The organism is Rhodococcus sp. DMF-1, assembly GCF_021441945.1.
Taxonomy (GTDB): domain Bacteria; phylum Actinomycetota; class Actinomycetes; order Mycobacteriales; family Mycobacteriaceae; genus Rhodococcus; species Rhodococcus ruber.
In genome coordinates, this window is the sequence record NZ_CP090442.1 from 5,052,338 (window position 1) to 5,065,183 (window position 12,846).

The following is a 12,846-nucleotide window of genomic DNA, read 5'->3' on the forward strand; positions in this document are numbered from 1 at the left end:
GACCCGAGGGAGGAATCGTCGCGATGCTGCTCTCCGTGGGGCACGGACGGCTCGACCGGACGCAACTGGCCGAGCTGCTGCATTCCGCCGGCGTCGAGTCGCTGGTCGACGTCCGGCGTTTCCCGGGCAGCCGGCGCAACCCGGACCTGTCGAGCGACGCGATGACGCAATGGCTGGCCGATGCCGGCATCGGCTACCGGCTCGAGCGGCGACTCGGCGGCCGGCGACGGCTCCCCGCCGGGACGACGCCCGAGGACTCGTGGTGGCGGGTCGAGCAGTTCGCCGCCTACGCCGCCCACACCCGCACCGAGGAGTTCGCCGACGCGCTCGACGGGCTGCTCGAGGAGTCCGCGCGGCGCCGGACCGCGATGATGTGCAGCGAGAGCGTGTGGTGGCGATGCCACCGCCGCCTCGTCGCCGACGTCGTCGTGCTGCGGTTCGGCCACGACGTCGAGCACCTCATGCACGACGGCCGTCTACTGGCGCACGAGGCGGCGCCGGGTGCCCGCATGCGGGCGGACGGGCACGTGGTGTGGGACGGCGGGGATGTGGACGGCTAGGTGCCGGGCTCACCGAAACTGCCGTGCCGCCCGGCACCGCCGGCGAACCGGGACGCGCCCTCGAGCGTGTCGTGCGCCAGGGAGACCGCGCCGTGCCGGAACTCGTTGAGCAACGCCTGGTCCTCGTCGAGCCCGTGCTGCTCGAGCAGCGAGAGGCGGTCCCGGCGCAGACAGGTCTGCGGGAAGGCGGCGATCTCGGCGGCGAGGGCGCGGGCCGCGGTGAGTGCCTGACCGGCGGGAACGAGCCGGTTGACCAGCCCGATGCTCAGCGCCTCGCCGGCGTCGACGGGACGGCCGGTCAGGACGAGATCCATCGCGCGGCTCTCGCCGATGAGCCGCGGCAGCCGCACCGTGCCGCCGTCGATCAGCGGCACGCCCCAGCGGCGGCAGAACACGCCCAGGACCGCCCCCTCCTCGGCGACGCGCAGATCGGCCCACAGGGCCAGTTCGAGCCCGCCGGCGACGGCGTGCCCCGAGATCGCGGCGACGACGGGTTTGGACAGCCGCATCCGCGACACGCCCATCGGCCCGTCCCCGTCCGGGGCGACCCGGTTCGGGTGTCCCTCGCTGATCGCCTTCAGGTCGGCGCCGGCGCAGAAGGTGCCGCCGGTGCCGTGCAGCACGGCGACCGCCGCGCCGTCGTCGGCGTCGAAGGCGCGGAAGGCGGCGGCCAGCGCCTCGGCCGTCGCCCGATCGACGGCGTTGCGGACCCCCGGACGGTTGATCCCGATCGTCGTGACCGGGCCGTCGCGGTCGACCAGCACCGGATCCGGTGTCATCTGATGTGCGGCGCGGATACTCCCTCGTTCACGAGGGAGAGGAAGCGCCGTCCTCCCTCCGGGTGGTGGTGCGGTTGCGGTCTGAGCCGGGAATCTCCTGCCTTCAGGAAGGAGAGGCGTTAACGTTCTCGTTCCGGCAGGCAGCAGATGGTCAGGACAGCGCCTTGGCCTTGAGAGCCTGGTACTCGGCTTCGGTGATGGTGCCCGCGTCGAGCAGCGCCTTGGCGTCGGCGATGTGCTCGGCGGGGGACTTGCCGGCGACCTCGCGGATGTAGCTGTCCTGGGCCTGCTTGACCTGGGCGTATTCCCGTGCGGACCGCTCGGCCATGCCCTTGCCGTTGACGATCAGGTAGATCAGGGCGGTGAGGAACGGCAGGAAGATCAGGAAGACGATCCAGATCGCCTTGATCCAGCCGGACTGCTGGTGGTTGCGGAACAGGTCGCCGATGATCGAGAAGAGCACCATCAGGTACGCGATGAACGCGAAGCTGATGATGATGAACCAGATGATGTCCCAGAAATCCATGTGACGCTCCCTTTCGTGGGGCACGCGCGAGGTGGGAAAACGCGGAATGCGGCGGCACTCCCCGGGGAAGAGTACCGCCGCATTCGTCCGAATTCCTGCCGAATCGACCGGCGTTCGCGGGACCCGGAGGGCTCAGTGCGCCCGGTTCACCGCCGACACCACCGCGCGCAGCGAGGCCGTCGTGATGGACGGTGCGATGCCGGCGCCCCAGACCAGGGTCGTGACGCCGTCGGGCCGGGTCACGTCCGCTTCGACGTACGCGGCGGCGAGGGCGTCGTCGCCGGCCGACATGGCATGCTCGGCGTAGCCGCGGACGGCCACCTGGTAGCCCAGGGATTCCAGGGCGTCGACGAAGGCCGCGAGCGGACCGTTGCCGGACCCGGTGATCTCCTGTTCCTTGCCGTGGTACTTCACGACCGCGGTGACGGTGTCGGTGCCGTCGTCGGTCTCGGCCGCCGTGACCTTCTGCCGCATCCGCTCGAGCGGAGTGGTCGGAGCCAGGTACTCCTCGTGGAAGATGTCCCACATCTCCTTGGGGCTGACCTCGCCGCCCTCACCGTCGGTGACGCGCTGTACCGCCTGCGAGAACTCGATCTGCAGCCGTCGCGGCAGGTTCAGGCCGTGGTCGTGCTTCATGATGTACGCCACGCCGCCCTTGCCGGACTGCGAGTTGACCCGGATCACGGCCTCGTAGCTGCGGCCCACGTCCTTCGGGTCGATGGGCAGATACGGCACCGCCCAGGTCAGGTCGTCGACGTCGGTGCCCGCGGCATCGGCGTCGGCCTTCATCATGTCCATGCCCTTGTTGATGGCGTCCTGGTGGCTGCCGGAGAAGGCGGTGTAGACCAGGTCACCGCCGTAGGGGTGCCGCTCGGGCACGGGCAGCTGGTTGCAGTACTCGACGGTGCGGCGGATCTCGTCGATGTCGGAGAAGTCGATCTGCGGATCCACGCCCCGGCTGAACATGTTCAGGCCCAGGGTCACCAGGCACACGTTGCCGGTGCGCTCGCCGTTGCCGAACAGGCAGCCCTCGATGCGGTCGGCGCCGGCCTGGTAGCCCAGTTCGGCCGCCGCGACACCGGTGCCGCGGTCGTTGTGCGGATGCAGCGACAGGATGATCGAGTCGCGCTTGGCCAGGTTGCGGTGCATCCACTCGATCGAGTCGGCGTACACGTTCGGCGTGGCCATCTCGACCGTGGCCGGCAGGTTGATGATCACCGGGTTCTCGGGGGTCGCGCCCAGGGTGTCGACGACCGCGTCGCACACCTCCTTGGCATACGACAGTTCCGTGCCGGTGTACGACTCGGGGGAGTACTCCCACCGCCAGTTCGTGTCGGGGTGGTTCTTCGCCTCCTCGAGCACCAGCTCGGCCGCGTCGGTGGCGATCTTCTTGACCGTGTCCTTGTCCGCCCGGAACACCACGCGACGCTGCAGGATCGACGTCGAGTTGTAGAAGTGGACGATGGCCGAGTGGGCCCCGGCGCACGCCTCGAAGGTGCGCTTGATCAGCTCGGGGCGGGCCTGCGTCAGCACCTGGATGGTGACGTCGTCGGGAATCGCGTTGTCCTCGATGATCTCTCGGACGAAGTCGAAGTCGGTCTGGCTCGCCGACGGGAAGCCGACCTCGATCTCCTTGTAGCCCATGCGTACCAGCAGGTCGAACATGCGCCGCTTGCGGGCGGGGCTCATGGGGTCGATGAGCGCCTGGTTGCCGTCACGCAGGTCCACCGCGCACCAGGCGGGCGCCCGGTCGATGATCTTGTCCGGCCAGGTGCGGTCGGGCAGCGTGATCGGCTCGACCTCCTCGGCGAACGGCCGGTACCGGTAGGTCGGCATCGAAGAGTTCTTCTGCTTGTTCCACGCCGGCTGATCGGCGGGGGCGGGCTTGCTCGGCGGCGTGATCGTGCGCGAGCCGGAGGTGAATGCGTCGGCGGGTGACATGACGTAGCTCCAAAAAATGGGGACCGGTGAGTCCGGATGAGGATACGACCGGCGCGACAACACCCCGCGACGGGAAGCCGGTCTGGTCAGATCCCGCCGCGGCGGCCGAGGAGAAGCGCGCGCTGCATGCCAGGCAGTGTACTCGCCGGCCCCGCCGGAGCCCACCCGGAGGTGAGGGATTCCATAAACGATCTCGAAACCGATCCCGAACAGCCGGGCCCGCGCGAACGTGACCCGATCGATACGAAGGGCCCCGCCGCGGTCCGTGCCGGTCCAATACGTTGACCTCATTCGTCACATGAGAATCACCTGTCACAGAAGTCCTGCGGAAGACGCGATCCGGTCACCCGGACGGGAGGAGAGTTCATGAGCGCGGTCCGGTCGGCGACGACGTTCACCTCCGCGCTGCTGCTGGCGCTCGGCTGCGCGGTGCCGTTCGCCGCCACCGCCCACGCCGAACCCTGCGGGAATTCCGGACCCGGAAGCAGCGGCTTCGGCAGCAGCAACCCCGGTGCCGGGACACCACAGGGACCGCTCCCGACGATCACCTCCGGTCCCACCCGCACCGTCGCCTGGGTCACCGGGCCGCGCAGCCCGAACCGGACCGACACCCGGTTCTCCGTCTCGGGTACCGATCTGGGAATCATGTGGGACAACGGTGAAACCGGACCCGGCCGCCAGGTGCTCATGGCCTTCGGCGACACCTTCGGCGACTGCTCGGTCGAGGGCGACGAATGGCGCCGCAACATCCTCATGCGCAGCGCGGACACCGAGCTGTCGGACGGCATCGCCGTGCCCGAGCCCCGCCCCGGCGATCCCTCTTCCGGCGCACCGGTGCTCGCCTCCGACCCGAACTTCGCCCGGGAGATCCTCGGCAGCATCGGCATCGACGGGGTCGAGACCACCGTCGTGCCCACCGCCGCTGTCGCCGTCGGCGGCACCCAGTACATCAACTTCATGTCGGTGCGCGCCTGGGGCGAGCCCGGGGAATGGTGGACCAACGCCTCCGCCCTCGCGTACTCGACCGACAACGGTGAGACGTGGACCGTCGACCCGGCCACCGCGCGGATCAACACACCGGTGGAGGTGCCCGGCGTCCAGCAGCTGGCCGTCGGCAACGCCGGGTTCCAGCAGCACGCGTACGTCAAGCACGAGGGCTACGTCTACGACTTCGGCACGCCCAACGGCCGCTTCGGACCGGCCTACGTCTCCCGCGTGCCCGAGGCGCAGATCCGAGACCTCGGCGCCTACGAGTTCTGGACCGGCACCGGCTGGGTGCTCGGCGGAATCGATGCGGCAGTGCCCGTCGTCGACGGCCCGGTCGGCGAGATGTCGGTGCACTGGACCGGCAGCACCTTCGTCCTCCTCTACGGCAACGAGGAAGGCGGCCGGATCGAGATGCGCACGAGCGCGCGGCCGGAGGGCCCGTGGAGCGCGCCGCGCGTGCTCGTCACCAGTGCCCAGATCAGCGGCCTGTACGCGCCGTACATCCACCCGTGGTCCAGCGGCAACGACCTCTACTTCGTCGCGTCCCGCTGGAGCGACTACAACGTCATGCTGCTGCGCACGACCGTCGCGGGCTGAGCCGCTCGTCCCGAGCGGCCGTTGTCGGCCGCATCCCGCCGCGCGGACCCGCGTCCCGCCGCGCGGACCCGCAGCGTCCGCCGGCGCTCCCGCCCGCCGCTGCCGTTGCCGTCCGAGATCGCGTTCGGGCCCGGCGATTACGGTCTGCTGCCGAGGTTGCCGCCGGATGGGCGGGGCGGGTCGGGGCAGGTCGGGCCGCATCCCTTCGGGCCGCATCGGTAAGCTGGTCCCCTGGACTTGCACCCAAGACCCCGGAGGTTCGCCAGCGTGGCACTCGTCGTCCAGAAGTACGGAGGATCCTCGGTCGCGACGGCCGAACGGATCCGGCGCGTCGCTGAACGGATAGTCGAGACCAAGAAGGCGGGCAACGACGTCGTCGTGGTCGTGTCGGCGATGGGCGACACCACCGACGAGCTGCTCGACCTCGCTCAGCAGGTGTGCCCCGCCCCGCCGGCGCGTGAGATGGACATGCTCCTCACCTCCGGTGAGCGCATCTCCAACGCCCTGGTCGCGATGGCGATCCACTCGCTCGGCGCCGAGGCACGCTCGTTCACCGGCTCCCAGGCCGGCGTGATCACGACGGGCAGCCACGGCAACGCGAAGATCATCGACGTCACCCCCGGCCGCGTCCGGACCGCGCTCGACGAGGGCAGCATCGTCCTCGTCGCCGGTTTCCAGGGCGTGAGCCAGGACAGCAAGGACATCACCACCCTCGGCCGCGGCGGGTCCGACACCACCGCCGTGGCCCTGGCCGCGGCGCTCGACGCCGATGTCTGCGAGATCTACACCGACGTCGACGGCGTCTTCACTGCCGACCCGCGCATCGTCAAGGACGCGCAGCGGCTCGAGAAGGTCTCGTTCGAGGAGATGCTCGAGCTCGCGGCCTGCGGCGCGAAGGTGCTCATGCTGCGCTGCGTCGAGTACGCCCGCCGCTACAACGTGCCCGTGCACGTTCGTTCGTCGTACACCACCAAGCCCGGCACCATCGTGTCCGGATCGATGGAGGACATCCCCGTGGAAGAGGCTCTGATCACCGGCGTCGCGCACGATCGCGGCGAGGCCAAGGTCACCGTCGTCGGCCTGCCCGACACTCCCGGCTACGCCGCGAAGGTGTTCCGCGCCGTCGCCGAGGCCGAGATCAACATCGACATGGTGTTGCAGAACATCTCCAAGGTGGAGACCGGCAAGACCGACATCACCTTCACCCTGCCGAAGAGCGACGGCCCACGTGCCGTGGAGCTGCTGAGCAAGCAGCAGGAGGAGATCGGCTTCACCCAGGTGCTGTTCGACGACCACATCGGCAAGGTCTCGCTCGTCGGTGCCGGCATGAAGAGCCATCCGGGCGTCACGGCGAAGTTCTGCGAGGCTCTCGCGGACGCGGGCATCAACATCGATCTCATCTCGACCTCGGAGATCCGCATCTCGGTGCTCGTCGACGACACCGAACTCGACGACGCGGTGCGCGCCCTGCACGCCGCCTTCGAACTCGGCGGCGACGAGGAAGCCGTCGTCCACGCCGGAACGGGACGGTAGATCATGACCACCATCGCAGTCGTAGGTGCCACCGGCCAGGTCGGCATCGTCATGCGCACCCTGCTCGAGGAGCGCAACTTTCCCGCCGACAAGGTGCGCTTCTTCGCCTCGGCCCGCTCGGCCGGCAAGAAGCTGCCGTTCCGCGGGGAGGAGATCGTCGTGGAGGACGCCGCGGCGACCTCCGACGAGGATCTGAAGGGCATCGACATCGCCCTGTTCTCGGCCGGTGCGACGCTCTCGCGCGCCCAGGCGCCGCGGTTCGCCGCCGCCGGGGCGGTCGTGGTCGACAACTCCTCGGCCTGGCGCAAGGACCCCGAGGTGCCTCTCGTCGTGAGCGAGGTGAACCCGCAGGAGGCGAAGAACCCGCCGAAGGGCATCATCGCCAACCCGAACTGCACCACCATGGCCGCGATGCCGGTCCTGAAAGTGCTGCACGACGAAGCCGGCCTGCAGCGGCTGATCGTCTCGAGCTACCAGGCGGTCTCCGGCAGCGGCATCGCCGGCGTCGAGGAGCTGCTCGGCCAGGCCCGCGCCGTCATCGGCGACGCCGAGAAGCTCGTGCACGACGGCAGCGCCGTCGACTTCCCGGCCCCGGACAAGTACGTCGCGCCGATCGCGTTCAACGTGCTGCCGCTCGCGGGTTCGCTCGTCGACGACGGCAGCGGCGAGACCGACGAGGACCAGAAGCTGCGCAACGAGTCCCGCAAGATCCTCGGGCTGCCGGATCTGCTGGTCTCGGGTACCTGCGTGCGGGTGCCGGTGATCACCGGTCACTCGCTGTCGATCAACGCCGAGTTCGAACGCCCGCTGTCGGTCGAGCGCGCGAACGAACTGCTCGCGAACGCCCCCGGCGTGCGCCTCGTGGATGTTCCGACGCCGCTGCAGGCCGCCGGCCAGGATCCGTCGCTGGTGGGCCGGGTCCGGCAGGATCCGGGTGTGCCGGACGGCCGCGGTCTCGCGCTGTTCGTCTCGGGGGACAACCTGCGGAAGGGCGCCGCCCTCAACACCATTCAGATCGCCGAGCTGCTGGTGTAGGTTCTTCGCCCCGAGGGGGAGGTTGCCGCGACACGTCGCCGGCAACCTCCCCCTCGTCGTTCTCGGGGGACGTCGACGCATGGGCGCGGCGTTCCTCGTGCCGGTTTCGCCGGCAGAGACGATCAGGATGCGGTTGTGTCCTCCGACGAGACCGGGTCCTCCCACGAGACCGGTTCATCGGATTCGTCGAACAACGGCCGGTTCCCCTGAGGGAGCATGAGGTGGTCGTTGTGGGGTTCGGCTGCCGTGGCGGCGGTGGTCGTGTTCACGGGCGTTTCTCTACGGTCGCCTGGGACAGGCGAACCTCGGGCGGAGCGATCGGTTTATCGAAGGCGGGGCGTGCGGGTCGCGTCGAACGGGACAGCTTCGAGACGCAGAACTGTCGTAGGAATGTACGGGTCGCGAAATCCACCTCATCCGTCGGAGTGGTGGTCACCATCGCCAGAAGACGTTGGTAGAACACCGCGGGGGTGAGCCCGAATTCGGGAAGGATGTACTCGTCTCCTCCGCCGAAGGGGGACCATTCGACGGCGAATGCCAGCATCGCGCGATCGTCCGGGCGCACGTGTGCTCCTTCCGGGTGAGCGATCAGGTCAGGTCGGCTGTGGTGAAGCCGTGTTCGAGGGTGTTCTTTACTGTGGTGAGGAAGCGGGCGGCGTCGGCGCCGTCGACGATGCGGTGGTCGTAGGTGATCGACAGGTAGGCCATCGAGCGCACGTCGATGCGGACTTCGCCGTCTTGGCGGGTCGGTACCAGCCGCTCGACGACGGCACCGACACCGAGGATTCCGGTCTGGGGTTGGTTGAGGATCGGGGTGTCGAACAGTGCGCCGCGGCTGCCGGTGTTGGTGAGGGTGAAGGTGCCGCCGGTCAGTTCGTCCGGGGAGATGTTCCCGGTGCGGACCTTGTCGGCCTTGTCGGCGACGGCCCGGGCGAGTCCTTCGATGCCGAGCGTGTGGGCATCGCGGATGACCGGCACCATCAGACCCTTGTCGCTGTCGACGGCCATGCCCAGGTGGCAGTGGTTGTGGTAGGTCACCTCGGTGACCTCGGTGTTCAGCGAGGCGTTGAGAACCCGGTGCTCGGCGAGCGCATCGACGGCGGCCTTGGCGAAGAACGGCAGGAACGACAGCTTGATCCCCGTCCGCCGCAGAAAGTCGTCCTTGTGGGCGGCCCGCAGCCGGGCGATCGCGGTGACGTCCACCTCGAGCACCGTGGTCAGTTGCGCGGCGGTCTGCAGCGATTCGACCATCCGCCGGGCGATCGTGCGGCGGATGCGGGGCAGCTTCTCCACCGTGGTGCCACCGGATCCGGAGTCCTTCGGTTGCGAGGCAGCACCTGTCGGAGTGGGGGGCGGTGCCGGGGGCGACGGCCGCAGGGGAGAAGCCGCCGCCCCCGGCACCGGGGGCACCGCCGCGACCGGGGATGCCGGAGCCGCCGCGGGTGCCGATACGGAAGGAACGGGGGACGGGTTCACCGCTCCGGTGGACGGTTCGGCGATGATCGCCAACTCGGCGCCGACGGCGACGACGTCGTTCTCCTCGGCGAGGATCCGCTGCAGGACACCGGTGACCGGCGCGGGGATTTCGGTGTCGACCTTGTCGGTGGCGACCTCGAGCAGCGGTTCGTCGGCGGTGACGTGGTCGCCGGGTTGTTTGAGCCAGCGGGTGACGGTGCCCTCGTCGACGCTGTCCCCGAGGGCCGGCATGCGCACGGTGGTGCCGGTGAGTTGTCCGGTGGTCATGGGGGTCTCTTCTGTCTCCGGTGATGCGGGAACGGTGCCAGGTCAGGGGAGGAGGTCGAGGGCGGCGGCGACGATGCTGTCGGTGTCGATGCCGTGGTAGCGGTAGACATCGTCGAGCCCGCCGACCTGCCCGAAGCGGCTGACGCCGAGGCAGGTGCTGCGCACCCGGTTGATGCCGGCGAGGAAGGCCAGGGTGTGGGGGTGGCCGTCGAGGACGGTGACCATCGGGGTGGCGCGGTCGGCGGGGAAGAGCTGATCGAGGATCCAGCTCTCACCGTGGCCGCGGCCCTGGCGGGCCTGCCAGGCCTCGAACAGCAGTCCGGGGCTGGTGATGCACAGCACGTCGGCCGGCGCCCCGGTGGCCTCGAGCCGGTCCGCGGCGGCGAGCGCCTCGGTGAGCATCGCGCCCATCGCCACGATCGTCACCTGCGCGCCCTCGCGGCGCCGGATCGGGTAGCCGCCGGCGACGACCTGGCGGCGGCGGCGTTCGCGCGCGGCCGGGTCGGTGGGCACGGCGGCGAGGGTCTGATCGACCGGGCGGGTCGACAGCCGCAGGTACGCGGAGGTGCCGTCGGGGCGGCCGAGCCGGGCGAGGGAGGCGAGCAGGGTCCATTCGACGTCGAGGGCGAAGGCCGGTTCGTAGCTGATGCAGCCGGGTTGTTCGAGACCGATCGACGGGGTCTTGATCGACTGGTGCGCACCGCCCTCGGCGGCGAGGGTGACCCCGGAGGGAGTGCCGACGAGGATGGACTGTCCGCCGGCGTAGATGCCGTACGACCAGGGCTCGAGGGCGCGTTCGACGAACGGGTCGTAGAGCACCCCGATGGGCAGCAGCGGCTGGCCCCAGCGGCTCCAGGTGGCGCCGAGTTCGCCGATCAGTCCGACCAGGTTGGTTTCGGCGATGCCGAGTTCCATGTGCTGGCCGGTGGGCCGCTCGTTCCAGTGCATGATCGTCTCGGCGTCGTCGGCGAACCAGTTGTGCCGCTCGGCCGCCGACCACACCCCGACCTTGTTCACCCAGCCGCCGAGGTTGGTGGTGGAGCTGACGTCGGGGCTGACGGTGACCACCCGCCCGGCGGCCTCGGGGGCTTCGCGGGTCAGGTCCAGCAGTACCCGGCCGAGGGCGGCCTGGGTGGTGGCGGTGCCCTTGGGGGTGCGGCCGATGTCGGTGGGCAGCGTCAGGGCCGGCAGCGCCGGGATCGGGTCGCGCCGCAGCCGGTCGGCGGCGCTCCGGCACAGCTGTCCTGCCGCGGTGTCGGCCGCGAACCGGCCCCACGGGTGCTGCGGGTCCATTCCCAGACTCGAGGCCAGTTGCGTGTATTCGTCGACCGTCAGCAGCGCGGAGTGGTTCTGCGGGTGCCCTTCGGTGGGCAGGCCGTAGCCCTTGATGGTGTAGGCGATGATCACCGTGGGGCGGGTGTCGTCGATCTGCCGGTACGCCTGCGACAGGGCCTGCAGATCGTGCCCGCCGAGGTTGCGGACCGCGGCGGTCAGGGTCGCATCGTCGAGGGTGGCGATCAGCTCGGCGATCTGGGTGCTGCCGGGGCCGTCGCCGGGCAGCCGGTCGCGGACCTCGGCCGGGGTGCAGCGCAGCAGCCGCTGGTATTCCGGATTCGGCATGTCCAGGATGCGGGTGCGCAGCCCGTCCCCGCCGGGTCGGGTGAACAGTTCTTCGAGCAGCGTGCCGAACTTGACGGTGACGACCTGCCAGCCGGCGGCGTCGAACATCTTCTCCAGGCGGCGGGCGGCGATGTTGGGCACCACCCGGTCCAGGGACTGGCGGTTCAGATCGACGATCCACACCACCTCCCCGAGGTCGGTGATCCCGGGATCGAGGATGGCCTCCCAGACCGCGCCCTCGTCGAGTTCGGCGTCGCCGACCAGCGAGTACTGCCGGCCGCGGCCGGTGCCGGCGAGGTGGGTGTCGACGTAGCGGCGGGCCATCGCCCCCCAGATCGGGGCGGTGGCACCGATCCCGACCGACCCGGTGGAGTAGTCGACCGGGTCCGGGTCCTTCGCCCGGCTCGGATACGACTGCAGGCCCCCGAATTCGCGCAGGGTGGTCAGGTACTTCTCGTCCAGTTCGCCGAGCAGGTAGTTGATGCTGTGCAGCACCGGAGACGCGTGGGGTTTGACCGAGACCCGGTCGCCGGGACGCAGGTGCTCGAACCACAGGGCGGTCATGATCGAGACCATCGACGCGCAGGACGCCTGATGGCCACCGACTTTCAGGCCGGTGGGGTTGGGGCGGACCCGGTTCGCGTGGTGGATCATCGAGGTCGACAGCCACAACACCCGCTGCCGGATCGCCTCGAGGGCGGCGAGGTCCTCGCACGCACCGACCTGGCCGGTCGGGTACGAGGTCACGGAGTCGAAGGACACGGGCTGGGACATCGGAACTCTCCTTGAAGACAACAACGCGGAACCGGGCAGGGCTACTGCATCGGGCGCCGGGGGGAGCCGGCTCGGCCGGCGACGGATGAGAAGGGGCCGAGCGGCGAAGGAATCGGGAGGCCGACCGGATCGTGTCTGGGAGGCTGCCCGACCTGCGGGGTGTGACAACAGTCCACCAGTGGGTGTCTGTTTGCGCAATACTGGAACCGAAAATTGAGCATTATGCACCCCGCCGGCGGGTGTGGACGAGAGGGAGGTGGGCACTGTGCCAAGCACACACCGAGCCGACCGGATAGACGCGCGAATCCTGACCGCCCTGTCCGACGACCCGCGTGCCACTGTGATGGCCATAGCAGAACGAACAGGTCTGTCCCGCAACACCGTTCAAGCACGCCTGAGCAAGCTCGACGAGGCGGGGGCGCTGCGCTCGTTCGAACGCCGCGTCGACCCGGCCATCCTCGGGTATCCGCTGCAGGCGTACGTGCTCACCAACGTCACCCAGCGCAAACTCGACCGCGTCGGAGCCGCGCTCGACGCGATACCCGAGGTCCTCGAAGTGCACGGCCTCAGCGGTGTCGCCGACCTGCTCGTCCACGTCGCGGCCCGGGACGCCGACGATCTGTATCGCATCGCCGGGGACATCCTGAACATCAAGGGCGTCAAACGCACCACCACGGCCCTGGTGATGCGCGAAATGGTGGACTACCGGGTGCGGCCACTGCTCGACACCCTCGCGGAGTAGGCAATCCAC

The 12,846-nt window shown here is 69.6% G+C and carries 11 protein-coding genes; 5 read left to right on the forward strand and 6 right to left on the reverse strand.

Features of this window, described 5'->3' with window-relative positions:
• The first annotated feature begins 23 nt into the window (after positions 1–23).
• Positions 24–560 (forward strand): DUF488 domain-containing protein, encoded by a 537-nt coding sequence (locus LZP97_RS23155; protein ID WP_026138029.1) that lies wholly within the window; start codon positions 24–26, stop codon positions 558–560.
• Here LZP97_RS23155 and LZP97_RS23160 read toward each other — a convergent pair.
• From LZP97_RS23160 to leuA, 3 genes are all read right to left on the reverse strand, one after another.
• Positions 557–1,339, reverse strand: coding sequence for a crotonase/enoyl-CoA hydratase family protein (locus tag LZP97_RS23160; RefSeq protein WP_010594956.1), 783 nt, complete (start codon positions 1,337–1,339; stop codon positions 557–559). The genes LZP97_RS23155 and LZP97_RS23160 overlap by 4 nt on opposite strands.
• A 151-nt stretch (positions 1,340–1,490) precedes the next feature.
• Positions 1,491–1,865, reverse strand: coding sequence for an SHOCT domain-containing protein (locus LZP97_RS23165; RefSeq protein WP_010594957.1), 375 nt, complete (start codon positions 1,863–1,865; stop codon positions 1,491–1,493).
• 132 nt (positions 1,866–1,997) lie between these two features.
• A complete protein-coding gene (leuA, locus tag LZP97_RS23170; RefSeq protein ID WP_010594958.1) occupies positions 1,998–3,806 on the reverse strand; it encodes a 2-isopropylmalate synthase in 1,809 nt (602 codons plus the stop codon).
• 366 nt (positions 3,807–4,172) lie between these two features.
• Between leuA and LZP97_RS23175 the strand changes: the two genes are divergently transcribed.
• The 3 genes from LZP97_RS23175 to LZP97_RS23185 all read left to right on the forward strand — a co-directional run bounded on the left by LZP97_RS23175 (position 4,173) and on the right by LZP97_RS23185 (position 7,958).
• A complete protein-coding gene (locus LZP97_RS23175) occupies positions 4,173–5,390 on the forward strand; it encodes a DUF4185 domain-containing protein (RefSeq protein ID WP_010594959.1) in 1,218 nt (405 codons plus the stop codon).
• A gap of 267 nt (positions 5,391–5,657) precedes the next feature.
• On the forward strand, positions 5,658–6,923 hold the full coding sequence (locus LZP97_RS23180) for an aspartate kinase (RefSeq protein ID WP_003935350.1): 1,266 nt from the start codon (positions 5,658–5,660) through the stop codon (positions 6,921–6,923).
• A gap of 3 nt (positions 6,924–6,926) precedes the next feature.
• Positions 6,927–7,958, forward strand: coding sequence for an aspartate-semialdehyde dehydrogenase (locus tag LZP97_RS23185; protein WP_048773649.1), 1,032 nt, complete (start codon positions 6,927–6,929; stop codon positions 7,956–7,958).
• A 265-nt stretch (positions 7,959–8,223) separates the two neighbouring features.
• Here the strand turns inward: LZP97_RS23185 and LZP97_RS23190 are convergent, their stop codons facing one another.
• Genes LZP97_RS23190 through LZP97_RS23200 form a run of 3 tightly spaced genes read right to left on the reverse strand, consistent with a single transcriptional unit; the run spans position 8,224 to position 12,095 of the window.
• A complete protein-coding gene (locus tag LZP97_RS23190) occupies positions 8,224–8,523 on the reverse strand; it encodes a DUF3263 domain-containing protein (RefSeq protein WP_152693032.1) in 300 nt (99 codons plus the stop codon).
• A 23-nt stretch (positions 8,524–8,546) separates the two neighbouring features.
• Positions 8,547–9,701: a 2-oxo acid dehydrogenase subunit E2 gene (locus LZP97_RS23195; RefSeq protein WP_048773651.1), complete on the reverse strand. Its 1,155-nt coding sequence runs from the start codon at positions 9,699–9,701 to the stop codon at positions 8,547–8,549.
• 42 nt (positions 9,702–9,743) lie between these two features.
• Positions 9,744–12,095, reverse strand: coding sequence for a transketolase-like TK C-terminal-containing protein (locus LZP97_RS23200; protein ID WP_152693033.1), 2,352 nt, complete (start codon positions 12,093–12,095; stop codon positions 9,744–9,746).
• A 265-nt stretch (positions 12,096–12,360) separates the two neighbouring features.
• On the opposite strand from LZP97_RS23200, the gene LZP97_RS23205 reads away from it, so the two are divergent.
• Positions 12,361–12,837 (forward strand): Lrp/AsnC family transcriptional regulator, encoded by a 477-nt coding sequence (locus LZP97_RS23205; RefSeq protein WP_048773687.1) that lies wholly within the window; start codon positions 12,361–12,363, stop codon positions 12,835–12,837.
• Positions 12,838–12,846: the final 9 nt, after the last annotated feature.

Excerpts from the sequence above, each read along its gene's own strand:
- LZP97_RS23160 (WP_010594956.1), bottom strand. The coding sequence starts at position 1,339 with ATGACACCGGATCCGGTGCTGGTCGACCGCGACGGCCCGGTCACGACG.
- LZP97_RS23185 (WP_048773649.1), top strand. The coding sequence starts at position 6,927 with ATGACCACCATCGCAGTCGTAGGTGCCACCGGCCAGGTCGGCATCGTC.
- LZP97_RS23165 (WP_010594957.1), bottom strand. The coding sequence starts at position 1,865 with ATGGATTTCTGGGACATCATCTGGTTCATCATCATCAGCTTCGCGTTC.
- LZP97_RS23175 (WP_010594959.1), top strand. The coding sequence starts at position 4,173 with ATGAGCGCGGTCCGGTCGGCGACGACGTTCACCTCCGCGCTGCTGCTG.
- LZP97_RS23155 (WP_026138029.1), top strand. The coding sequence starts at position 24 with ATGCTGCTCTCCGTGGGGCACGGACGGCTCGACCGGACGCAACTGGCC.
- leuA (WP_010594958.1), bottom strand. The coding sequence starts at position 3,806 with ATGTCACCCGCCGACGCATTCACCTCCGGCTCGCGCACGATCACGCCG.
- LZP97_RS23200 (WP_152693033.1), bottom strand. The coding sequence starts at position 12,095 with ATGTCCCAGCCCGTGTCCTTCGACTCCGTGACCTCGTACCCGACCGGC.
- LZP97_RS23195 (WP_048773651.1), bottom strand. The coding sequence starts at position 9,701 with ATGACCACCGGACAACTCACCGGCACCACCGTGCGCATGCCGGCCCTC.